Origin of the sequence: Kitasatospora sp. CB02891 (assembly GCF_002803145.1) — a bacterium.
In the GTDB taxonomy this organism is placed as follows: Bacteria; Actinomycetota; Actinomycetes; order Streptomycetales; family Streptomycetaceae; genus Kitasatospora; species Kitasatospora griseola.
Map to the genome: position 1 here is coordinate 75,257 of NZ_NNBO01000024.1, position 20,267 is coordinate 95,523.

At 71.4% G+C, this 20,267-nt stretch carries 19 protein-coding genes, 5 tRNA genes and 2 pseudogenes; 6 read left to right on the forward strand and 20 right to left on the reverse strand.

What is annotated here, in order from left to right:
• Positions 1-105: 105 nt before the first annotated feature.
• The 3 genes from thiD to CG736_RS34485 all read right to left on the reverse strand — a co-directional run bounded on the left by thiD (position 106) and on the right by CG736_RS34485 (position 3,070).
• Positions 106-909: a bifunctional hydroxymethylpyrimidine kinase/phosphomethylpyrimidine kinase gene (thiD, locus tag CG736_RS34475; protein ID WP_100590049.1), complete on the reverse strand. Its 804-nt coding sequence runs from the start codon at positions 907-909 to the stop codon at positions 106-108.
• 31 nt (positions 910-940) lie between these two features.
• A complete protein-coding gene (locus CG736_RS34480; protein ID WP_100590050.1) occupies positions 941-1,966 on the reverse strand; it encodes an ATP-dependent 6-phosphofructokinase in 1,026 nt (341 codons plus the stop codon).
• A gap of 135 nt (positions 1,967-2,101) precedes the next feature.
• The gene (locus CG736_RS34485; protein ID WP_100590051.1) at positions 2,102-3,070 is read right to left on the reverse strand and encodes a thiamine-phosphate kinase; all 969 of its coding nucleotides are present in this window, start codon (positions 3,068-3,070) and stop codon (positions 2,102-2,104) included.
• Positions 3,071-3,240: 170 nt separating this feature from the next.
• Between CG736_RS34485 and CG736_RS34490 the strand changes: the two genes are divergently transcribed.
• Entirely contained in the window at positions 3,241-3,474 is a 234-nt protein-coding gene (locus tag CG736_RS34490) for an Lrp/AsnC family transcriptional regulator (protein ID WP_100590052.1), read from the forward strand.
• Positions 3,475-3,493: 19 nt separating this feature from the next.
• Positions 3,494-4,033 (forward strand): DUF3515 domain-containing protein, encoded by a 540-nt coding sequence (locus CG736_RS34495; protein ID WP_100590053.1) that lies wholly within the window; start codon positions 3,494-3,496, stop codon positions 4,031-4,033.
• Here CG736_RS34495 and CG736_RS34500 read toward each other — a convergent pair.
• From CG736_RS34500 to CG736_RS34510, 3 genes are read right to left on the reverse strand one after another with little or no spacing between them, the layout of a single operon-like run.
• The gene (locus CG736_RS34500) at positions 4,030-5,172 is read right to left on the reverse strand and encodes a D-alanine--D-alanine ligase family protein (RefSeq protein WP_100590054.1); all 1,143 of its coding nucleotides are present in this window, start codon (positions 5,170-5,172) and stop codon (positions 4,030-4,032) included. The two genes, CG736_RS34495 and CG736_RS34500, sit on opposite strands and share 4 nt — an antisense overlap.
• Before the next feature lie 30 nt (positions 5,173-5,202).
• Positions 5,203-6,204, reverse strand: coding sequence for an NAD(P)H-dependent glycerol-3-phosphate dehydrogenase (locus tag CG736_RS34505; RefSeq protein ID WP_100590055.1), 1,002 nt, complete (start codon positions 6,202-6,204; stop codon positions 5,203-5,205).
• Complete coding sequence (locus CG736_RS34510) at positions 6,201-7,004, reverse strand: 1-acyl-sn-glycerol-3-phosphate acyltransferase (protein WP_100590056.1); 804 nt, start codon at positions 7,002-7,004, stop codon at positions 6,201-6,203. Before CG736_RS34510 ends, CG736_RS34505 begins: the two co-directional genes overlap by 4 nt.
• Positions 7,005-7,231: 227 nt before the next feature.
• Here CG736_RS34510 and cofC point away from each other — a divergent pair.
• Positions 7,232-7,942 (forward strand): annotated as a pseudogene (gene cofC / locus CG736_RS38245) (2-phospho-L-lactate guanylyltransferase); the annotation flags it as partial.
• Between the two features lie 287 nt (positions 7,943-8,229).
• On the opposite strand, the gene CG736_RS34520 reads toward cofC, so the two are convergent.
• Both CG736_RS34520 and CG736_RS34525 read right to left on the reverse strand, forming a co-directional pair.
• Positions 8,230-8,586, reverse strand: coding sequence for a hypothetical protein (locus tag CG736_RS34520; protein ID WP_100590058.1), 357 nt, complete (start codon positions 8,584-8,586; stop codon positions 8,230-8,232).
• Positions 8,583-8,828: a hypothetical protein gene (locus CG736_RS34525; RefSeq protein WP_043916136.1), complete on the reverse strand. Its 246-nt coding sequence runs from the start codon at positions 8,826-8,828 to the stop codon at positions 8,583-8,585. The genes CG736_RS34520 and CG736_RS34525 overlap by 4 nt, the downstream gene beginning before the upstream one ends.
• Before the next feature lie 142 nt (positions 8,829-8,970).
• Between CG736_RS34525 and CG736_RS34530 the strand changes: the two are divergent.
• Positions 8,971-9,712 (forward strand): annotated as a pseudogene (locus tag CG736_RS34530) (GntR family transcriptional regulator).
• A gap of 205 nt (positions 9,713-9,917) precedes the next feature.
• On the opposite strand, the gene CG736_RS34535 reads toward CG736_RS34530, so the two are convergent.
• The 4 genes from CG736_RS34535 to leuC all read right to left on the reverse strand — a co-directional run bounded on the left by CG736_RS34535 (position 9,918) and on the right by leuC (position 13,139).
• The gene (locus CG736_RS34535) at positions 9,918-10,559 is read right to left on the reverse strand and encodes an HU family DNA-binding protein (protein ID WP_043916134.1); all 642 of its coding nucleotides are present in this window, start codon (positions 10,557-10,559) and stop codon (positions 9,918-9,920) included.
• Between the two features lie 133 nt (positions 10,560-10,692).
• Positions 10,693-10,983 carry a hypothetical protein gene (locus CG736_RS34540; protein WP_369880806.1) on the reverse strand — a complete coding sequence of 97 codons (291 nt, stop codon included), beginning with the start codon at positions 10,981-10,983 and terminating at the stop codon, positions 10,693-10,695.
• 134 nt (positions 10,984-11,117) lie between these two features.
• The gene (gene leuD / locus CG736_RS34545; protein WP_100590060.1) at positions 11,118-11,714 is read right to left on the reverse strand and encodes a 3-isopropylmalate dehydratase small subunit; all 597 of its coding nucleotides are present in this window, start codon (positions 11,712-11,714) and stop codon (positions 11,118-11,120) included.
• A gap of 3 nt (positions 11,715-11,717) precedes the next feature.
• A complete protein-coding gene (gene leuC, locus CG736_RS34550) occupies positions 11,718-13,139 on the reverse strand; it encodes a 3-isopropylmalate dehydratase large subunit (RefSeq protein WP_100590061.1) in 1,422 nt (473 codons plus the stop codon).
• A gap of 234 nt (positions 13,140-13,373) precedes the next feature.
• Here leuC and CG736_RS34555 point away from each other — a divergent pair, with 234 nt between their 5' ends.
• A complete protein-coding gene (locus CG736_RS34555) occupies positions 13,374-14,087 on the forward strand; it encodes an IclR family transcriptional regulator (RefSeq protein ID WP_035866446.1) in 714 nt (237 codons plus the stop codon).
• A gap of 244 nt (positions 14,088-14,331) precedes the next feature.
• Here the strand turns inward: CG736_RS34555 and CG736_RS34560 are convergent.
• From CG736_RS34560 to CG736_RS34595, 8 genes are all read right to left on the reverse strand, one after another.
• Positions 14,332-14,406 (reverse strand) — tRNA-Gln (locus CG736_RS34560).
• Between the two features lie 4 nt (positions 14,407-14,410).
• Positions 14,411-14,483 (reverse strand) — tRNA-Glu (locus CG736_RS34565).
• A gap of 15 nt (positions 14,484-14,498) precedes the next feature.
• Positions 14,499-14,571, reverse strand: a tRNA-Glu gene (locus CG736_RS34570).
• Between the two features lie 35 nt (positions 14,572-14,606).
• Positions 14,607-14,679, reverse strand: a tRNA-Glu gene (locus CG736_RS34575).
• A gap of 21 nt (positions 14,680-14,700) precedes the next feature.
• Positions 14,701-14,772 (reverse strand) — tRNA-Gln (locus tag CG736_RS34580).
• Positions 14,773-14,970: 198 nt separating this feature from the next.
• The gene (gene gltX / locus CG736_RS34585) at positions 14,971-16,488 is read right to left on the reverse strand and encodes a glutamate--tRNA ligase (protein ID WP_100590062.1); all 1,518 of its coding nucleotides are present in this window, start codon (positions 16,486-16,488) and stop codon (positions 14,971-14,973) included.
• Complete coding sequence (locus tag CG736_RS34590; RefSeq protein ID WP_043916130.1) at positions 16,485-17,282, reverse strand: fumarylacetoacetate hydrolase family protein; 798 nt, start codon at positions 17,280-17,282, stop codon at positions 16,485-16,487. Before CG736_RS34590 ends, gltX begins: the two co-directional genes overlap by 4 nt.
• A 103-nt stretch (positions 17,283-17,385) precedes the next feature.
• Positions 17,386-17,592: a hypothetical protein gene (locus tag CG736_RS34595; protein WP_100590063.1), complete on the reverse strand. Its 207-nt coding sequence runs from the start codon at positions 17,590-17,592 to the stop codon at positions 17,386-17,388.
• A gap of 522 nt (positions 17,593-18,114) precedes the next feature.
• Between CG736_RS34595 and CG736_RS34600 the strand changes: the two genes are divergently transcribed.
• The coding region (locus tag CG736_RS34600) for a nitrate- and nitrite sensing domain-containing protein (protein WP_232734373.1) at positions 18,115-20,267 on the forward strand (2,153 nt) is incomplete at its 3' end.

A 20,267-nucleotide genomic window follows, 5' to 3' on the forward strand; every position in this document is an offset into this window, starting at 1 on the left:
CCATGGCTGCGGCGGGCCTCAGGACGGGGACCCGAAACGACGGAACCTCTTCGCGCCCCGTTGATCACCCGCAGACACGGCCCCGCCGTTCCCCGGGCCCCTGAGCTATCCTCTCGCCTGCCAGAAGTGGTCCACCGGCCCGATGCCGGAACCCAGTGCGAAGCCGTGCTCGATGGCGCCCGTCACATAGGCCTTGGCGTGGGCGACCGCGACCGGCATCGAATCCCCCTTGGCGAGTTGCGCGGCGATCGCGCTGGCGAGGGTGCAGCCGGTGCCGTGGGTGTGGCGGTTGTCGTGGCGGGGGGCCCGGTACCAGTGGGTCTCGCCGGTGGGGCCGAGGAGGAGATCGGCGGCTTCGCCTTCGAGGTGGCCGCCCTTGATGAGCGCCCAGCGGGGCCCGAGGTCGCGCAGCGCCTTCGCGGCGTCGAGCATCCGGCTCTCGTCGGTGACCTCCAGCCCGGTGAGTTGGGTCACCTCGTGCAGGTTGGGGGTGACCAGCGTGGCGACCGGCAGGAGCCGCTCGCGGACGGTGGTGACAGCCTCCGCGGCGAGCAGCGCGTCGCCGTGCTTGGAGACTCCGACGGGGTCGACGACCACGGGGGCGGGGGCGTCGGCGAGGAGCGCGGAGACGGTTTCGACGAGTTCGATCGAGGCCAGCATGCCGGTCTTGATCGCCTGGACGCCGATGTCGTCGACGACGCTGCGGTACTGGGCGCGGACGGCTTCGGCGGGCAGTTCCCAGTAGCCCTGGACGCCGAGCGAGTTCTGCGCGGTGACGGCGGTGATGACGCTCATGCCGTGGACGCCGAGGGCGAGCATCGCCTTGAGGTCGGCCTGGATCCCGGCACCGCCGCCGCTGTCGGAGCCGGCGACGGTGAGCACCCGGGGCGGGGCGGTGTTGGTGGTCATGTGCCCCAACCTACCGACCGGGGGAAACGCGTCAGAGCACGGCCTCGGATTCGATCCAGCGGTCCGGCGGGACGGTCTTGAGGCGGACGACGCCGTCGGCGATCGGGGTGAGGTGGATCTCGGTGTGGCGCAGGGCGGTGAAGTGTCCGAAGGCGCCCTGGTGGACGGCTTCGACGGCGTGCCAGCCGAAGCGGGTGGCGAGGACGCGGTCGAGCGCGGTCGGGGTGCCGCCGCGCTGGGTGTGGCCGAGGATGACCGGCCGGGCCTCCTTGCCGAGCAGGTTCTCCAGTTCGAGGGCGAGCCGGGTGCCGATGCCGCCGAAGGTCTGGTGGCCGAACCGGTCGACCTCGCCGTGTTCGAAGCGCAGGGTGCCGGGCAGCGGCTGCGCGCCTTCGGCGACGGCGATGATGGCGAACTTCTTGCCGCGCCGGAAGCGGTCCTCGATCATCCGGGCGACGGCCTCGATGTCGAAGGGCTTCTCGGGGACGAGGATGCCGTGCGCGCCGCCGGCCATGCCCGCGGTGAGGGTGATCCAGCCGGTGTGGCGGCCCATCAGCTCGACGACCATGACGCGCTGGTGGGACTCGGCGGTGGTCTTGAGGCGGTCGATGGCCTCGGTGGCGACGTGCACGGCAGTGTCGAAGCCGAAGGTGGCGTCGGTGGCTTCGATGTCGTTGTCGATGGTCTTGGGGACGCCGACCACCGGCAGCCCGGCGTCGCTGAAGAGTTTGGCGGCGGTCAGGGTGCCTTCGCCGCCGATCGCGATCAGGGCGTCGATGCCGAGCCGGGCGGCGAGTTCGGCGGAGTTCTCGACCGCCCAGCGGATCTTCTCGCGCTGCACCCGGGCGGAGCCGAGGATGGTGCCGCCGAGGGTGAGCAGGCCGGTGACGTCGTCGTGCGAGATCGGGCGGGCGCGGCTCTCGATCAGGCCGAGGAAGCCGTCCTCGATGCCGATGATCTCGTCGCCGTGCACGTCGGTGCCGCGGTGCACGACGGAGCGGATCACCGCGTTGAGTCCGGGGCAGTCGCCGCCGCTGGTGAGAACGCCGATGCGCATGGTGGCTGTGCTCTCCTGCTCCCGAGGGCACGGGACCCTCGCGTAGGTGGAGACCGGACCGCCGACGCCGCCGGTCCGCCCGACAGTCGCCACCCTACGCGTTGGAGACCGTACCGAGGGGTAACGGCGGGCGGGCTACTGCTCGGCGAAGTGGTCCCATCCCGCGGTGCGGTCCCAGGGGGCGCCGTCGACCGTGACCACGCCCCCGCGGCCGGCCCGGGCGGGGCGGACCACTTCGCCGATCTGCCGCCAGCGGGCCGGGAGTCCGACGCTCTTGGGGAAGGTCGCGACGATCGCGTGGTCCTCGCCGCCGGACAGCACCCACACCAGCGGGTCGACGCCGACGGCCTGGCCGATGTCGGCCATCTGCGCGGGGACGTCGAAGTCGGCGGCCCGCAGGTCGATGTCCACGCCGCTGGCCCGGGCGACGTGGCCGAGGTCGGCGACCAGCCCGTCGGAGACGTCGACCATGGCGGTGGCGCCGAGGTCGCTGGCGGCGGGGCCGGCGTGGTACGGCGGTTCGGGGCGGCGGTGCGCCTCGACGAAGGCCCGCGGGGAGCGGAAGCCGCGCTGGAGGACGGTCAGCCCGGCGGCGGACCAGCCGAGCCAGCCGGTGACGGCTACCACGTCGCCGACCTGGGCGCCGGAGCGGACCACGGGGCGGCGGCCCTGCAGGTCGCCGAGGGCGGTGATGGCCAGCGTGATGGCGTCGCCGCGGACCACGTCGCCGCCGACCACGGTGGCCCCGGCCACCTGGCACTCGTCGCGCAGGCCGTCCATCAGTTCGGTGGCCCAGGTGGTGGGCAGGTCGGCGGGGGCGACCAGGCCGAGCAGCAGGGCGGTGGGGACGGCGCCCATCGCGGCGATGTCGGCGAGGTTCTGCGCGGCGCACTTGCGGCCCACGTCGTACGCGGTGGACCAGTCGCGGCGGAAGTGCCGGCCCTCGATGAGCACGTCGGTGGTGGCCACCACCCGGCCGTCGGGGGCCTTGACCACCGCCGCGTCGTCACCGGGCCCGAGTTCCACCGCCGGCGTCATCGGCAGCCGTGCGGTCAGCTCCCGGATGAGCCCGAACTCGCCGAGCTCGCCCACGGTCCCCTGCATCAGCCCGTCCTCCCGAGTCCTTCACGTGATCCGTCTGGGGTGCGCCCCCCGCGCGGCAGCGTACGCCCTCCGAGGGTGCGAAGGTCTCCCCTGTGCCGCTGTCGCGCGGTAGCGTGGTGATCAGACTGCCGGTCAGCAACTCCCCTTACCCAGCCGCCTGGAGGTCCACCGTGGTGCAGGCGTACATCCTGATCCAGACCGAGGTGGGCAAGGCCACCGCGGTCGCCGAGTCCATTGCCAAGATCCCCGGAGTGCTCACCGCCGAGGATGTGACCGGTCCGTACGACGTGATCGTCCGCGCCGAGGCGGAGTCGATCGACGAGTTGGGCCGCCTGGTGGTGGCGAGGGTGCAGCAGGTGGAGGGCATCACGCGCACCCTGACCTGTCCGGTGGTTCGCCTGTAGGGGCGCTTACCATCGACGGGTGCCTCTCCGCGACCTCCTGAACCGCCTGCCCTCGCCGGTGCGCTGGCTCGCGCCCCCCGCCGCGCTGCTCGCCCTGACGGCGGGGCTGGTCGCTTCCTGGAGCGGCGAACCCGACGTCGCCCCGCCGACGCCGAGCGCCCAGGCCGCGCAGTACTGCCGGACCCTGGACGCGAAGCTGCCCGGCGAGGTGCTCGGCCACCCGCGCAAGGACCCGTCGCCCGCCTCGCCGTACACGGCGGCCTGGGCGTCCTCCCCGCGCACGGTGCTGACCTGCGGCGGGGACCGGCCCGACTACCTGAACGACACCCTGCGCAAGGGCCCGTGCGTCGACGAGGTCGGCTGGGGCATGAGCGAGGACGGGAGGGGCGGGTACTTCTTCGCCACCGGGCTGCGCCTCGCGTACGTCGAGGTGCACGTCCCGGCGGGCGCGTACCCGAACTACGCGGACCCGCTCTCGTCGTTCTCGCCCGCCATCCGGGCGGCCGTCCCGCGGATCGACGGGACGGCCGACTCGGACTGCCTGGACGGCAACTCCTAGCGCAGGCCCGTGGAGCGGCGCAGCGCGGCGGCCAGCAGGCGGTCGATCAGCTCGGCGTAGGGCACGCCGGTGGCCTCCCACATCTTGGGGTAGGCGGAGATCGGCGTGAAGCCGGGCATGGTGTTGATCTCGTTGACCATCCACCGGCCGTCGTTCAGCAGGAAGAAGTCGACCCGGGCCAGGCCCTCGCAGCCGAGGCCCTCGAACACCTCGACGGCCTGCCGCTGGAGTTCGGTGCGCTCCGCGTCGGTGAGCTTCGCCGGGATCTCGACCTCGGAGGAGTCGATGTACTTGGCCTCGAAGTCGTAGAACTCGAAGTCGGCGTCGACCAGCACCTCGGCGGGCACCGAGGCGCGCGGGCCGTCCTCGAACTCCAGCACGCCGCACTCGATCTCGCGGCCCTCGACGCCCTTCTCCACGATCACCTTCGGGTCGTGGCGGCGGGCCTCGTCGATCGCGGCGTCCAGGTCGGCGAGGTCCTTGACCTTGGTGATGCCGATCGAGGAGCCGGCCCGGCAGGGCTTGACGAACAGCGGCAGGCCGAGCCCGGCGATCCGCTCGCGGGCGGCGGCCCGGCCGGTCTCGGACTGCCACTCGCGCGGCTTGACCACCGTGTACTCGCCCGCGTACAGGCCGAGCGACTCGATGATCCGCTTGGTGAACTCCTTGTCCATGCCGACCGAGCTGGCCAGCACGCCGGAGCCGACGTACGGCACCCCGGAGAGCTCCAGCAGGCCCTGCAGGGTGCCGTCCTCGCCCCAGGGGCCGTGCAGCAGCGGCAGCACCACGTCGACCTCGCCGAGCACCTTGGGGGCGGCTCCGGGCTCGGTCCAGACCACGTCGCGGTTGCCGGGCGCGAGCGGCAGCGCGACCTGGCCCTCGGCGGACTCGGCCACCTGGTCGACGTCGGGCATCCGGCCGTCGGTGATCGCCATCCGGGCGGGTTCGTCGCCGACCAGGGCCCAGCGGCCCTCGTGGGTGATGCCGATCGGCAGCACCTCGTACTTGCTGCGGTCGATCGAGCGCAGCACGCTGGCGGCGGTGACCACGGACACGCCGTGCTCGGAGCTCCGGCCGCCGAAGACGATCGCGACGCGCGGCTTGGCCGACTGGTTCGGGGAGGTCTGTTCGATGCTCATATCGGCTTTGAGACTACCGTCCGATTCCGGTCACCGGCGTTCCGGCTTGGCCGAACGGGCCATCAGCCCCTTCAGCACTTCCTGGGTCGGCCGGCCGTTGTGCACCACGTCGACCACGGCTTCGACGATCGGCATCTCCACGCCGTTGCGCCGGGCCAGGTCGAGCACCGACTCGCAGGACTTCACGCCCTCCGCGGTCTGGCTGGTCGCCGCGATGGTCTCGGCGACCGTCATGCCGCGGCCCAGGTTGGTGCCGAAGGTGTTGTTCCGGGACAGCGGCGAGGAGCAGGTCGCCACCAGGTCGCCCATGCCCGCCAGGCCCGCGAAGGTGTGCGCGTCGGCGCCGAGGCGCAGGCCCAGCCGGGTGGTCTCGGCCAGCCCGCGGGTGATCAGGGTGGCCTTGGTGTTGTCGCCCAGGCCCATGCCGTTGGCCATGCCGACCGCCAGGCCGATCACGTTCTTCACCGCGCCGCCGAGCTCGCAGCCCACCACGTCGGTGTTGGTGTACGGGCGGAAGTACGGGGTGTGGCAGGCCTTCTGGAAGCGCTTGGCGACGTCCTCGTCGGTGCAGGCGACCACCGTGGCGGCGGGCTGCCGGTTGGCGATCTCGCCGGCCAGGTTGGGGCCGGACACCACCACGACGCGCTCGGGGCCGACCTGCGCGACCTCCGCGATCACCTCGCTCATCCGCTTCGCGGTGCCGAGTTCGATGCCCTTCATCAGGCTGACCAGCACGGTGTCCGGGGCCAGCATCGGCGCCCAGTGCGCGAGGTTGTCGCGCAGCGTCTGGGACGGCACCGACAGCACCGCGAAGTCGGCGCCGGCCAGTGCGGCGGCTGCGTCGGTGGTCGCCCGGATCGACCGGGGAAGCGTCAGACCCGGCAGGTAGTCCCGGTTGACGTGCTCCTTGTTGATGGCGTCGGCGAGTTCCTGCCGGCGGCCCCACAGGGTCACCTCGCAGCCGGCGTCGGCCAGGATCATCGCGAAGGCGGTGCCCCAGGAGCCCGTCCCCATCACGGCGCAGCGAGTCACCGGCCACCCTCCTCGGCGGCGCGCTCACGCTTGGCCTCGGCAGCCGTGGCACGGTCCTTGGCGGCCTTGCGCATGTCGTAGCGCTCGGCAGGGGCCTGCTCGCCGCGGATTCCCTCCAGCACGGCGGTGATCGCCGCCATGATGTCGTCGGTGGCGTCGCGCAGCACCTGGGCGGTGATCTCCTGGCCCTGGTACTTGCTCAGGTCCACCGCCGGACCGGCCGCGACCGTCACCTTGTGCCGCGGGAACAGGTGGTACTTGCCCTTTCCGCCCTTCCCGTACGGCGGGATGATCTCCTGCGCGCCCCAGTGCGCGACCGGGATCACGGGCGCGCCCGTCATCAGCGCGACCCGGGCGGCGCCGCTCTTGCCGGTCATCGGCCACATGTCCGGATCCCGGGTGAGCGTGCCCTCCGGGTAGAACTGCACGCACTGGCCGCCCTTGACCGCGTCGATCGCGGCCCGGAACGCGTCGGCGGCGTCGGTGGAATCCCGGAACACCGGGATCTGGCCGGTCTTGCGCAGCATGAATCCGATGAACGGCACTTGGAACAGCGAGGACTTGCCGAGTATCCGGGGCGGGCGGCCCGAGTTGTACTGCCAGTGCCCGTAGAACACCGGGTCGATCACCGAGTTGTGGTTCACCACGGCGATGAACCCGCCCTTCTCGGGCAGGTGCTCCCAGCCTCGCCAGTCCGTTGTCGCCAAGGCGTTCGTCACCGGCTTAACGAGCGCTGCCGCCAGGCGGTACCAGATCCCGTAGTCGGCGTTTCCGAACCTGGCGTTAGAGCGGCGGGCCACCCCAGCTCCTCCTCTTTCGCGCGGCGTCCCGCCCGGGCGGTGCCGCTGGTCTCTCTCTCCCTCGCCGGGGGCCGGGCAGCGGCTCCGAGGCGCCGACCAGTCTCACCCGCGAGGGAAGTCCGTGTCGAGCAGCCACCACCGCCACCGGCCGACCAGTGCCCCGCCGACGGCCCGAACACCCCGGAACCGCTGGCCAGGCCTCCCCGGCCGACGTCACAATGACGCCGATGACAGAGGACACCGTACGCCCAGCCACCGTCCGCCCGTCCGCCCCGGGGCCGGGCCCGGACGGTGCGGCTCCGCGGCTCGGCTGGACCCTGGTCGTCCCGGTCAAGCCGCTGGCCGAGGCCAAGAGCCGGCTCGCCGCGCTGGGTGCGCTACGGCCCCGGCTGGCCCTCGCCTTCGCGCTCGACACCGTCGCCGCGGCGCTCGCCTGCCCGACGGTCGAACGGGTGTTGGTGGTGGGACGGGATCCGCGCGCCACCGGTGCGCTGCGCGCGCTGGGGGCGACCGTCCTCGACGACGAACCCGGCGACGGGCTCAACCCGGCGCTCTCGCACGGCAGTGGCGCGGCGCACCGGCTGCACCCGCACTCCCCCGTCGCCACCCTCTCCGCGGACCTGCCGGCGCTGCGGCCCGCCGAGCTCGCCCGCGTCCTCGCCGCCGCGCTCCCGCACGGCCGGGCCTTCCTCGCGGACACCCCCGGCACCGGGACCGTCCTGCTGGCCGGCCCGCCCGGCGTCCCGCTGCGGCCGGCCTTCGGGCCCGGCTCCCGGCGACGCCACGCGGCCGGCGGGGCGGCCGAACTCCGGCTCCCCGACGTGCCGTCCGTCCGGCGCGACGTCGACACCCCCGAGGACCTGGCCGACGCCCTCCGACTCGGCCTCGGCCCGGCCACCGGCGCCCTGCTCCGAAGCTCTATGCTGCTTCCCATGCAGGCCACCGCGTTCACCTTCGACCCCACGACCCGCTCCGGCTCGGTCCTGCTCGACGACGGCACTCCCGTCCCCTTCGACGCCCCGGCCTTCGACGCCGGCGGCCTGCGGCTCCTCCGCCCCGGCCAGCGCCTGCGCATCCGCACCACCGGCGAGGGCGCCGCCCGGCGCGTCACCTTCCTCACCCTCCCCACCTTCCCGGACCCCGAGTCCGCCTGACGCTCCGTCGGGAATCGCCGGGCGGACCGGGCTTCGGACCGATCCACGGGCGAGGTGCGCCTCCGGGCGGGCTACGCCGCCGACGTGCGCAGGCAGAGCGCCATGACGGCCGGGGTGTTGAGCAACTCCAGGCGCCTCGGGGCGACTTGCAGCGGACCCGCGGCGGTGGGGACCACCCGGATCAGCCGGGTCTGGCCGAGCAGGACGAAGCTCAGCAGCAGGTGGCCGTCCCGGAGCAGGAAGCTCTCGGTGCGCTGCGCGGCGCCCGGCCCGAAGAAGTAGCGGTAGGCCTCGTACTGCGTCCAACCGAGCGGAAGCGTCCGGAGGGTGCCCCAGAGCGAGGCGAGCGCGTCGGCGAGGGAGAGGAACGAGGCCGATTCGGTGATGCCTTCGATGCTGACGGCGTATCCGGACTGCTGGCCCTTCACGGCGGCTCCTGTGGCGGGTCGAGTTCGGCCCAGACGGTGTGGGACCGGGCGGTGTGGCGATGGCCGTAGCGGTCGGCCTCGGTGAGGACGTCGAGGAGCACCAGGTGGACCTCGGCGTCCGGGTTTCCGGGGAGGGTGGCTTCGATCCGGTGGCCGCCGCCGGGGAGGCGGCGGATCCGGGCTTCGGCTCCGGTGGCGGCGGCGAGCCTGGAGGCAAGGTCGAACACCCTGGTGGTTCGCACGCCACGCCCTCTCCCCCGAAGTCGGCCGATCACGCAAAGTGAATCTAAGCCATTAGATTCCACCTGATGCATTAGATTGTCAAGCTGAATCACCCGTCCTGCCGCAATCCGGCAGGTCTCGCCTTCCGCCGGGAGATGCCAGATGCCCTCACAGGACCCGCCGTACCTCCGCATCGCGGACCACCTGCGCCGCCGGGTGGCGGACGGCGAGTGGGCGATCGGCGAGCGGCTGCCGTCCCGTGCGCAGCTGGCCGTGAACTACGGCGTGGGCGCCAACGTGCTCCAGCGGGCGCAGGAAGTCCTCATCGCCGAAGGCCTGTTGGAGGGCCGGGCGGGTTCGGGGACGTATCTGCGCGAGCCGGTGGAGCGGCGTCCGATGCGGCGCGCCCGGACGGTCGACGCGTTTCCCCGCCTCCGCTGTGCCGAACGGGAGTTGGGACGCGCACAGCGAGGCCCGGGTGGAGCCGCCGCCCGCGGTCGCGCGCCGACTGGGCATCGAGCCGGGCGAGTTGACGGTCCACACCCGCTACGAGTTCATGCTGGAGCACAAGCCGGTCCAACTCGCCGAGTCCTGGGAGCCGATGGCGATCACCGACGGAACTCCCATCCTGCTGCCGGACTTGGGGCCGCTGAGCGGGCGGGGAGTGGTGGAGCGGATGGCCTCGATCGGGGTCCGGGTGGTGCGCGCCGAGGAACGGCCGCGTCCCGGGCGGGCGACGCCGGAGCAGGCGAATCTGCTGGGGATCGGCGCGGGCGATCCCGTGATGCTGGTCGAGCGGACGTATCTGGACGACTCCGGCCGACCGGTGGAGACCGCGGATCTGGTGATTCCGGATTCCCGCTGGGAGATCATCTACGAGCTGCCGGTGGAACAGCCGGAGTAATTCCGTCCGGCCCGGCGCATTTCCCGACCGGCCGCGACCGCTCGGCCGCGACCCGTCGACGGGTGCCCGAACGATCCGTCCCCCGGACGCGAAAAGGCCGCGACGGCCCCGGTCCGGGGCCTCCGGAGGTCCGGGTTCCCTGGCGTGGGGCCGTCACGGCCTGGCCGCCCCGGCGCCGGCTGATCCGGCACCGGGCTCGGTGCGACTACTTGGCGGTGGACTTGCGCGCCGTGGTCTTGCGCGCGGTGGTCTTCTTCGCCGGAGCGGTCTTCTTGGCGGCGGCGGCCTTCTTGGTGGCGGCCGCGGTGGTGGTCTTCTTCGCCGCGGTGGTCTTGGCGGTGGTGGCCTTCTTGACCGCGGTGGTCTTCTTCGCCGCCGTGGTGGCCGTCTTCTTGGCCGCGGTGGTGGCCGTCTTCTTCGCAGCGGTCTTCTTGGTCGCCGGGGCGGCGGCAGCGGCGGCGCGCTTGGTGGCAGCGCGCTTGGCGGCCGGGGTGGCGGCCACACCGGACTTGCCCGGGGTCAGCGAGCCCTTGGGCGCCTTCTTCACGGACGGGCCGTCCTTCGGCAGCTTCTTGCTGCCGGAGACGAGGTCCTTGAAGCCCTGGCCCGGGCGGAACCGCGGCACCGCGGTCTTCTTGACCTTGACCCGCTCACCCGTCTGCGGGTTGCGGGCGAAGCGCGCCGAGCGCTCCACCTTCTCGAAGGTGCCGAAGCCGGTGACCGACACCCGGTCACCCGCCACGACGGCACGCACCATGGTGTCGAGCACTGCGTCGACGGCCTCTGCGGCAGCCTTGCGACCGCCCAGCTGCTCGGCCACCGCTTCGACAAGCTGAGCCTTGTTCACGTCTTCCCCTTCGGAAACGGGCGCCGGATGATTCCATCCGTTCTTTTCGCACGTTAGGTATGTATCTGCGGACTTTCAATTACCAAACGCGTGAATCACCCTAGTGTCGCAACGTATTTGCGCATGGAGGTGCTCACCGGGGCGGCATCCGCCCCTCGTCGAGGTCCTGCACAAAGCGACTCAACCGCCGTGCCGCCTCCGGGAGATCACGCTTGGCGGTCTCGGTGACGATCAGCAGTTGTCGGGTGAGAGCGGTCTTTGCGTCCGTCGACACGTTCAGCGCGTGAACGCGGGCGTGGGCTTGCTTCAACCGCTCGGCCACCAGTGCGTGGAGCAGGGTGACTTCCGAGTCGGCAGCACTGTCCCGACCCTCCGCGAACGCGGGTTCGCCACCCGGGTACGGCGGTTCGGGGTTGTGGTGCATGCAACGATTGTGCCATCTGTACGCAGTTGCGCTGAACCAGGGTCTATTCACGGCTGACGAACTCCCCTGCGAACAACGAAGACCCGCCCCGGAGGGGGGCGGGTCTTGTTGTCGGACCGTCAGAATGCCGTCACTCAGACGACCGGGAGGGTACGCGGCTTGTAGGCCGGGCGCTTCGCTTCGAACGCGGCGACATCGGCCTCGTTCTGCAGCGTGATGCTGATGTCGTCCAGGCCGTTCAGCAGCCGCCAGCGAACGTTGTCGTCCAGCTCGAACGGAGCGGTGATGTTCTCCGCCCGGACCTCGCGGGCCTCCAGGTCGACGGTGATCTCCGCGGTCGGGTCGGCCTCCGTCAACTCCCAGAGCCGTTCCACGGTCTCCTGCGGCAGGACCACCGTCAGCAGGCCGTTCTTCAGCGAGTTGCCGCGGAAGATGTCGGCGAACCGGGAGGAGACGACGGCCTGGAAACCGTAGTTCTGCAGCGCCCAGACGGCGTGCTCACGGGACGAGCCGGTGCCGAACTCGGGGCCGGCCACCAGCACCGTGGCGCCCCGGCGCTCGGGGCGGTTGAGGACGAACTCCTCGTCCTTGCGCCAGGCCTCGAACAGGCCGTCCTCGAAGCCGGAGCGGGTGACCTTCTTCAGCCAGTGCGCCGGGATGATCTGGTCGGTGTCCACGTTCGAGCGGCGCAGCGGGACGGCCCGGCCGGTGTGGGTGGTGAACTTCTCCATGGCTCAGGCCTCCACGGCGACGTTGTTCGAGAGGTCGGAAGGTGCGGCCAGGCGGCCCAGCAGCGCGGTGGCGGCGGCGACCTGCGGCGACACCAGGTGGGTGCGACCGCCCTTGCCCTGGCGGCCCTCGAAGTTGCGGTTCGAGGTGGACGCGCAGCGCTCGCCCGGGGCCAGCTGGTCGGGGTTCATGCCCAGGCACATCGAGCAGCCGGCGTGCCGCCACTCAGCTCCAGCGGCGGTGAACACCTTGTCCAGGCCTTCCTCCACGGCCTGCAGGGCGACCCGGACCGAGCCCGGAACCACCAGCATGCGCACGCTGTCGGCGATCTGACGGCCCTCCAGCACCGCGGCGGCGGCGCGCAGGTCCTCGATCCGGCCGTTGGTGCAGGAGCCGACGAACACGGCGTCGACCTTGACCTCGCGCAGCGGGGTGCCGGCCTCCAGGCCCATGTACTTCAGGGCGTTCTCGGCGGCGGTCCGCTCCTGCGGGTCCTCGAAGTCGGCCGGGTTCGGCACGTTGGCGCCCAGCGGCGCGCCCTGGCCCGGGTTGGTGCCCCAGGTGACGAACGGGGTCAGCTCGGCGGCGTCGATGAACACCTCGGCGTCGAACACCGCGTCCTCGTCGGTGGCCAGGGTCTCCCAGTAGGCGACCGCGGCGTCCCAGTCCGCGCCCTGCGGGGCGTGCGGGCGGCCCTGCAGGTAGTCGAAGGTGGTGCGGTCCGGGGCGATCATGCCGGCCCGGGCGCCCGCCTCGATGGACATGTTGCAGATCGTCATCCGGGCCTCCATGGAGAGGCCGCGGATCGCCGAGCCGCGGTACTCCAGGACGTAGCCCTGGCCGCCGCCGGTGCCGATCTTGGTGATCACGGCCAGGATCAGGTCCTTGGCGGTGACGCCCTCGGGCAGGTCGCCCTCGACGGTGATCGCCATGGTCCGGAACGGGGCCAGCGGCAGGGTCTGGGTCGCCAGCACGTGCTCGACCTGGCTGGTGCCGATGCCGAACGCCAGTGCGCCGAAAGCACCATGGGTGGAGGTGTGGGAGTCGCCGCACACCACCGTCATGCCCGGCTGGGTCAGGCCCAGCTGCGGGCCGACCACGTGCACCACGCCCTGCTCGACGTCGCCCAGCGAGTGGATGCGCACGCCGAACTCCTCGGCGTTCCGGCGCAGCGTCTCCAGCTGGACCCGGGAGACCGGGTCGGCGATCGGCTTGTCGATGTCCAGGGTCGGGGTGTTGTGGTCCTCGGTGGCGATCGTCAGATCGGTGCGGCGCACCTGGCGGCCGGCCAGCCGGAGCCCGTCGAACGCCTGCGGGCTGGTCACCTCGTGCAGCAGGTGCAGGTCGATGTAGAGCAGGTCGGGCTCGCCCTCGGCGCGCCGGACGACGTGGTCGTCCCAGACCTTCTCTGCGAGTGTCCGTCCCATCGGATTCCCTCCAGCCGGCCGCTCTGCCGGCCTTCTCGTGATCGTCGAGGTCTTGTCCCGTGCCGCCCTGTGAGGCTTGCTCGGCATCGTGACCTGCACGCCGGACCGTCCAGCATGCGGACACCGGGGTGACGGCTCCGCGCTGGGTGTTCTCCCGGGCTGCTGACTCCAGAGTGGCGGTTTTCTCGGAAGATTGAACTTGCGTCTCGCTGATTGAGACTGCAGTATCGAGACATGGACAACACTAGCGGCGTCGGCGTTCTCGACAAGGCCGCTCTGGTGCTGAGCGCACTGGAGTCGGGCCCCGCCACGTTGGCGGGGCTGGTCGCCGCCACCGGTCTGGCCCGGCCCACCGCCCACCGACTCGCCGTCGCACTCGAACACCACCGCCTGGTCACCAGGGACATGCAGGGCCGCTTCATTCTCGGCCCCCGACTCGCCGAACTCTCCGCCGCCGCAGGCGAGGACCGTCTCCTCGCCGCCGCCGGCCCGGTGCTCACGCACCTGCGGGACGTCACCGGTGAGAGCGCCCAGTTGTACCGCCGCCAGGGCGAGATGCGCATCTGCGTGGCCGCCGCCGAACGCCTGTCGGGCCTGCGCGACACCGTGCCGGTCGGCTCCACGCTCCCGATGAAGGCCGGCTCCGCCGCCCAGGTCCTGCTCGCCTGGGAGGAGCCCGAGCGCCTCCACCGCGGGCTCCAGGGCGCCCGGTTCACCGCCACCGCGCTCAGCGGCGTCCGCCGCCGCGGCTGGGCCCAGTCCATCGGCGAACGCGAGCCCGGCGTCGCCTCGGTCTCCGCCCCCGTCCGCGGCCCCTCCAACCGCGTCGTCGCCGCGGTCTCCGTCTCCGGCCCGATCGAACGCCTCACCCGCCACCCCGGTCGCCTCCACGCCCAGGCCATCATCGAGGCCGCCAACCGCCTCACCGAGGCCCTCCGTCGCAGCTGACTTCACAACCCCCCAACGCTTCGCCCGCCCCCGGCACCCGTGCCGGGGGCGGGCGCGTTTTCACGGGAGACAGCAGAGGGAGGCACCGGACACGATGACCGAGGAGCCGGGGAGCCCTGCGAGCCGGATGCGGCGAGGGCGGGCGGGGCGCCCGGTGCCGGCCCGGCCGACCGGTGCCCGCGGGGTGGTGGGCCGGGAACGCAAAAAAAGCCCCGGTTTCCCGGAGCTTGATTTTCTGAGTGTTTGGCTGGGGTACCAGGACTCGAACCTAGACTAAATGAACCAGAATCACTCGTGCTGCCAATTACACCATACCCCAAAAGTACCCCCGACCGGATTCGAACCGGCGCTACCGCCTTGAGAGGGCGGCGTGCTAGGCCGCTACACAACGGGGGCCCTAGCTTGAATGAGTACCCCCGACCGGATTCGAACCGGCGCTACCGCCTTGAGAGGGCGGCGTGCTAGGCCGCTACACAACGGGGGCTTGTCTCATTCATTCTGCAATTGTCAAGAATTGCGTACCCCCGACCGGATTCGAACCGGCGCTACCGCCTTGAGAGGGCGGCGTGCTAGGCCGCTACACAACGGGGGCTTGCGTCACTTGCGTGCTGCGCTGGGGTACCAGGACTCGAACCTAGACTAACTGAACCAGAATCAGTCGTGCTGCCAATTACACCATACCCCACCAGAGTTCAACCCCTGCGGAGGGTCTTCCTCGGTGTCTTGCGCCTCCCTGCCCGGGCGGCGCAGAAAGAACATTACCCGACGCCCCGCCCGGCTCCAAAATCGATAACTGCAGGCAGTGCCCCGGACACCTGCGGGCCAGGTCAGCGACCTGGCCCGCAGGGGCGCCGGAGGCGGCCCCGGGGGGCCGCCGGGGGCCTCAGGAGGCCGGGAGCAGCTCCAGGGCGGCGAGCAGGCGGCGCAGCGTCTCCTCGCGGCCCAGCAGCTCCATGGACTCGAACAGCGGCGGGGAGACCCGACGGCCGGTCACCGCGACGCGGAGCGGGGTGAAGGCGAACTTGGGCTTGATGCCGAGGCCGTCGACCAGGGCCTCGCGCAGCGCGGCCTGGATCGGGTCGGGGGTGAAGTCCGTCAGTTCGGTGAGCGCCTTGACGGAGGCTTCGATCACGGGGCGGGCGTCGGCGGTGAGCACCTTCGCGGCGTCCTCCGGGTCGACCGCGAAGTCGGCGGGGGCGACGAACAGGAAGCCGGCCATGGCGACGATCTCGGAGAGGACGACCATCCGCTCCTGGGTGAGCGGCGCGACCTTGCCGAGCAGGTCGAGCTGCTCGGCGGTCGGCTCCGCCGGGAGCAGCCCGGCGGCCTGGAGGTAGGGCACCAGGCGCTGGACGAACTCCTCGGGGGCGAGCCGGCGGACGTGCTCGGCGTTGATGTGCTCGGCCTTCTTGAGGTCGAAGCGCGCCGGGTTGCCGTTGACGTCGTCGATGTCGAACGCGGCGACCATCTCGTCGATGTCGAAGATGTCGCGGTCGTCGGAGAGCGACCAGCCCAGCAGGGCCAGGTAGTTGAGCAGGCCCTCGGGGAGGAAGCCGCGCTCGCGGTACAGGTTGAGCGAGGCCTGCGGGTCGCGCTTGGAGAGCTTCTTGTTGCCCTCGCCCATCACGTACGGCAGGTGGCCGAAGCGCGGGGTGGTGCCGTTGCCGACGCCGATGTCCGCGAGGGCCGCGTAGAGGGCGATCTGACGGGGCGTCGAGGACAGCAGGTCCTCGCCGCGGAGCACGTGGGTGATCTCCATCAGGGCGTCGTCGACCGGGTTGACCAGGGTGTACAGCGGGGCGCCGTTGGCCCGGACGATGCCGTAGTCGGGGACGTCCTTCGGGTCGAAGGAGATCGGGCCGCGGACCAGGTCGTCGAAGGTGAGGGTGGTGTCGGGCATCCGGAAGCGGAGGATCGACGGGCGGCCCTCCTGCTCGTAGACCGCGATCTGGTCGGCCGTCAGGTCGCGGCAGTGGCCGTCGTAGCCGGAGGGCTTGCCGGCGGCGCGGGCGGCCTCGCGGCGGGCGTCCAGCTCCTCGGTGGTGCAGTAGCAGGGGTAGGCGTGGCCGGCGGCGCGCAGGCGCTCGGCGACGTCCGCGTAGATGTCCATCCGCTGCGACTGGCGGTAGGGGGCGTGCGGGCCGCCGATCTCCGGGCCCTCGTCCCAGTCGAAGCCGAGCCAGCGCATGGCGTCGAGCAGCTGGTTGTAGGACTCCTCGGAGTCGCGGGCGGCGTCGGTGTCCTCGATCCGGAACACCAGGGTGCCGCCGTTGTGGCGGGCGTAGGCCCAGTTGAAGAGCGCCGTGCGGACCAGGCCGACGTGCGGGTTTCCGGTCGGGGACGGGCAGAAGCGGACCCGGACGTCGGGGTTCTTGTCAGCCACGGTTACTGCATCCTTCATCGCTTGACGACCTTGTTGGCGAGGGTGCCGATGCCTTCGACGGAGACGGCGACCTCGTCGCCGATGTTCAGGGGGCCGACACCCGCGGGGGTGCCGGTGAGGATGACGTCGCCCGGGAGCAGGGTCATCGCTTCGGAGATGTGCGCGACCAGTTCGGCGACCGAGCGGGCCATCTGGGAGGTGCGGCCGGCTTGGCGCAGCTCCCCGTTGACGGTGCAGGTGACGGCGAGGTCGGCGGGGTCGAGGTCGGTCTCGATCCACGGGCCGAGCGGGCAGGAGGTGTCGAAGCCCTTGGCGCGGGCCCACTGGCCCTCGCGCTGCTGCACGTCGCGGGCGGTGACGTCGTTGGCGCAGGTGTAGCCGAAGATCACTTCGGGGACCCGGTCGAGCGGCACTTCGCGGCACATCCGGCCGATCACCACGGCGAGTTCGGCCTCGTACTGGACGTCCGAGGAGAACGGCGGGTAGGCGATGGACTCGGTGGGGCCGATGACGGCGGTGGAGGGCTTGAAGAAGGTCAGCGGCACGGCCGGGACCTCGTTGCCCAGCTCGGCGGCGTGATCGGCGTAGTTGCGGCCGACCGCCACGATCTTGCTGGGCAGCATCGGGGCCAGCAGCCGGACGTCCTGCAGCCGGTGGGTCTCCCCGGTCGGCTGGGGGGCGCCGAAGGGGTGGCCGGCGAGGGTGTGCACCACCAGCGAGTCGGGTTGCGCGGCGTCCCCCTCGATGATGCCGAAGGAGACCGAGCCCGCCGCGGGGCTCCCTTCACGGACGGAGAACCTGGCGATACGCACAGCCCTGCAACCTCTCGGTTCGTCGGCCGCCCGGACGCTCCCGGGCGGTTGCCGAGCCCGCAGTGCCGGGCCCGGCTGTACCACCAGGTTATCGGCGCGGGGGTCAGCCCTGCGGCAGGCGGGGGGCCGGTGCCGCCATCAGGACGGTGCGGCGCGGGTTGGCGGTCACGGTGGGCAGCGCGGCGGCGTACTGGGGGGCCGTGCGCTCGGCGGCGAAGCCGGGCAGCTGGGAGAAGTCCGCGACGGAGGCCAGGGTGGTGCGGCGCGGGTTGGCCGTGGAACGGGTGGCCTTCGTGGTCGTCTCGGACATTTGCTCAGCACCTTGTTTCGCTCGAACGGACTTTTGCGCGGACCCGCCGCTGGGCAGGCTCCGGTCAACCCTGCCAGGTTAGGGAGCCCATTCCACAGTGGCCGTGACCAAAGCTATACATCCGGCTGTGAGGTTGCTCACAATTTCCGGTTCAAAGGGCGTGGAAGTGACGATTCCGGACCAATGGAAAAAACCGCTATTGGGGATATCCCGGACATTTGCCGCACAAACTGATCTTCCTCTTAGTTGACATGACTACGGCGAGTGTCCGAAAAGGACCGTATTCCGAGCCCGAAGCACCACGGAACGTGAGTCGCCGCACGCGGTGGGTAGCCCTGGACACCGTGTCGTAACGGCCCTTGTTGGACTTCCCCCGCTGTGCTGGAATGCCACGGAAAAACTCGACACCGCCCTCTCTCCGCCCGGCGGGGAAGGGCGCCCGGTCCAGAGGTTGCGACGCCAGTGCAGGGACGTTTCAAGAGGGGCAACGGCGCCGCGGGTGACCCGGAGTCGCGGGAGCCCATGGCCGGCCCCCACCAGGCGGCACCGTCGCCTGGCCAGGGCGAGCGGCCGTTCGGCGCCCCCGCCGAGGTTGCCGCCGACAGCAGTGCCCCGGGCGCCGCGAGTGCGCCCCAACCGGAGGGCGGTAGCGCGCCGGCCGACAAGCAGAGCCGCCGTTCCAGACTGCGCGGCACGCTGAACCGCCGCCGTGCCACCGGCATGAGCCGCTTCGCCATGCGCAACTGGCGAATCCGCACCCGCCTGATCGCACTGCTGTTCCTGCCCGTGGTGGTCGCCCTGGTGCTGGGCGGTCTGCGCGTGCAGACCTCGATGGAGAACTCCCGCCAGCTGTCGCAGATGAGCGACCTGGCCGAACTGGCCCGCAACGCCACCGCACTGGCCAACGCCCTGCAGTACGAGCGCGACGTCTCGGCCGGCCCGCTGGCCGCCGGCGGCAGCGCCGACAGCGACCCCGAGATCTCCGACGCGTACAAGCAGACCAACACGCTGTCGAAGACCTTCAACGCCAGCGCCGACAAGTTCGACAACCTCGACCTGGCCGGTTCCAAGACCCTGCTGCTGCAGGTCCGCAAGGACCTCAACACGCTGCCCCGGGCCCGTACCGGCGCGTTCAAGAGCCCCGAGAACATCCAGGCCACGATCACCAACTACGACGTGATCATCAAGGACCTGATCGGCGCCACCCAGGACATCGCGATCACCTCGAACTCGACCGAGCTGATCAAGACCACCCGTGCGCTGTACCAGTTCTCCACGGCCAAGGAGTACACCTCGATGCAGCGCGCGCTGATCAGCGCCGCGCTCGCGAACCCCGGCGGCCCGTCGATGTCGGCCTCCGACGAGACCTTCGGCGTCCGACTGATGAGCTCCGAGGACAACGCGCTCGCCAACTTCACCGCCATCTACGGCGAGAGCGAGGCCCGCGCGCTGCGCGCCGCGATGAGCTACAACCAGGTCGTCGCCGAGGCCGACCGGTTCTCCAAGGCCGCGCTGAACACCAACGGCATCCGGCAGGCCGACAACCCGTCCTACAAGGACTGGTTCGACAAGTCGACCGCCAAGGTCAACGCCGAGAAGACCATCGAGAACAACCTGCTCAACGTCCTCGACGGCAAGGCCCAGGCGCTGCAGTCGGACATCGACACCGAGTCCGTCATCAACGCCGCCGTGGTCGCCCTGGTGCTCGTCGTCGCCATCGCCGGCGCCGCCCTGGTGGCCCGCTCGATGGTGCGCTCGCTGACCCGGCTGCAGGCCGCCGCCGAGGACGTCGCCGAACGCCGTCTGCCGGAACTGGTCAAGACGCTCTCCGAGAGCGACCCGCACGACGTCGACGTCACCGTCGAGCCGGTCGGCGTCGACTCCGCCGACGAGATCGGCCACGTGGCGCACGCCTTCGACATGGTGCACCGCGAGGCGGTCCGACTGGCCGCCGAGCAGGCGCTGCTGCGAGGCAACATCAACGCGATGTTCACCAACCTGTCGCGCCGCAGCCAGGGCCTGATCCAGCGCCAGCTGTCGCTGATCTCCGAGCTGGAGAGCCGCGAGGCCGACCCGGACCAGCTGGCCTCGCTGTTCAAGCTCGACCACCTCGCCACCCGTATGCGCCGCAACGGCGAGAACCTCCTCGTCCTCGCGGGCGAGGACCCCGGTCGCCGGTGGACCCGCCCCGTCCCGCTGGTCGACGTGCTCCGCGCCGCCGCCTCCGAGGTGGAGCAGTACGAGCGCATCGAACTCGCCTCGGTGCCCACCGCCGAGGTCGCCGGCCGCGTCGTCAACGACCTCGTCCACCTGCTCGCCGAGCTGCTGGAGAACGCCACCTCGTTCTCCTCCCCGCAGACCCGGGTCCGGGTCACCGGTCACGCCCTGCCCGACGGCCGGGTGCTGATCGAGATCCACGACACCGGCATCGGCCTCTCCCCCGACGACCTCGCCGACATCAACGAGCGCCTGGCCAACCCGCCGGTGGTGGACGTCTCGGTGTCCCGCCGCATGGGTCTGTTCGTGGTCGGCCGCCTGTCCCTGCGACACGGCATCCGGATCCAGCTCCGCCCGTCCGACTCCGGCGGCACCACCGCGCTGGTCATGCTCCCGGTGGACGTCACCAACTCCGCCGAACGGCGCGGCAACCGGCCCGGTGCGGGCGCCGGGGCCGG

What these genes read in the sequence shown, in the direction of transcription:
- CG736_RS34480 (WP_100590050.1), bottom strand. Translation starts at nt 1,966, where the DNA reads ATGCGCATCGGCGTTCTCACCAGCGGCGGCGACTGCCCCGGACTCAAC.
- CG736_RS34540 (WP_369880806.1), bottom strand. Translation starts at nt 10,983, where the DNA reads ATGCACCACAACCCCGAACCGCCGTACCCGGGTGGCGAACCCGCGTTC.
- leuC (WP_100590061.1), bottom strand. Translation starts at nt 13,139, where the DNA reads ATGGGACGGACACTCGCAGAGAAGGTCTGGGACGACCACGTCGTCCGG.
- thiD (WP_100590049.1), bottom strand. Translation starts at nt 909, where the DNA reads ATGACCACCAACACCGCCCCGCCCCGGGTGCTCACCGTCGCCGGCTCC.
- CG736_RS34485 (WP_100590051.1), bottom strand. Translation starts at nt 3,070, where the DNA reads ATGCAGGGGACCGTGGGCGAGCTCGGCGAGTTCGGGCTCATCCGGGAG.
- CG736_RS34595 (WP_100590063.1), bottom strand. Translation starts at nt 17,592, where the DNA reads ATGTCCGAGACGACCACGAAGGCCACCCGTTCCACGGCCAACCCGCGC.
- gltX (WP_100590062.1), bottom strand. Translation starts at nt 16,488, where the DNA reads ATGAAGGATGCAGTAACCGTGGCTGACAAGAACCCCGACGTCCGGGTC.
- CG736_RS34500 (WP_100590054.1), bottom strand. Translation starts at nt 5,172, where the DNA reads ATGAGCATCGAACAGACCTCCCCGAACCAGTCGGCCAAGCCGCGCGTC.
- leuD (WP_100590060.1), bottom strand. Translation starts at nt 11,714, where the DNA reads ATGGAGAAGTTCACCACCCACACCGGCCGGGCCGTCCCGCTGCGCCGC.
- CG736_RS34555 (WP_035866446.1), top strand. Translation starts at nt 13,374, where the DNA reads ATGGACAACACTAGCGGCGTCGGCGTTCTCGACAAGGCCGCTCTGGTG.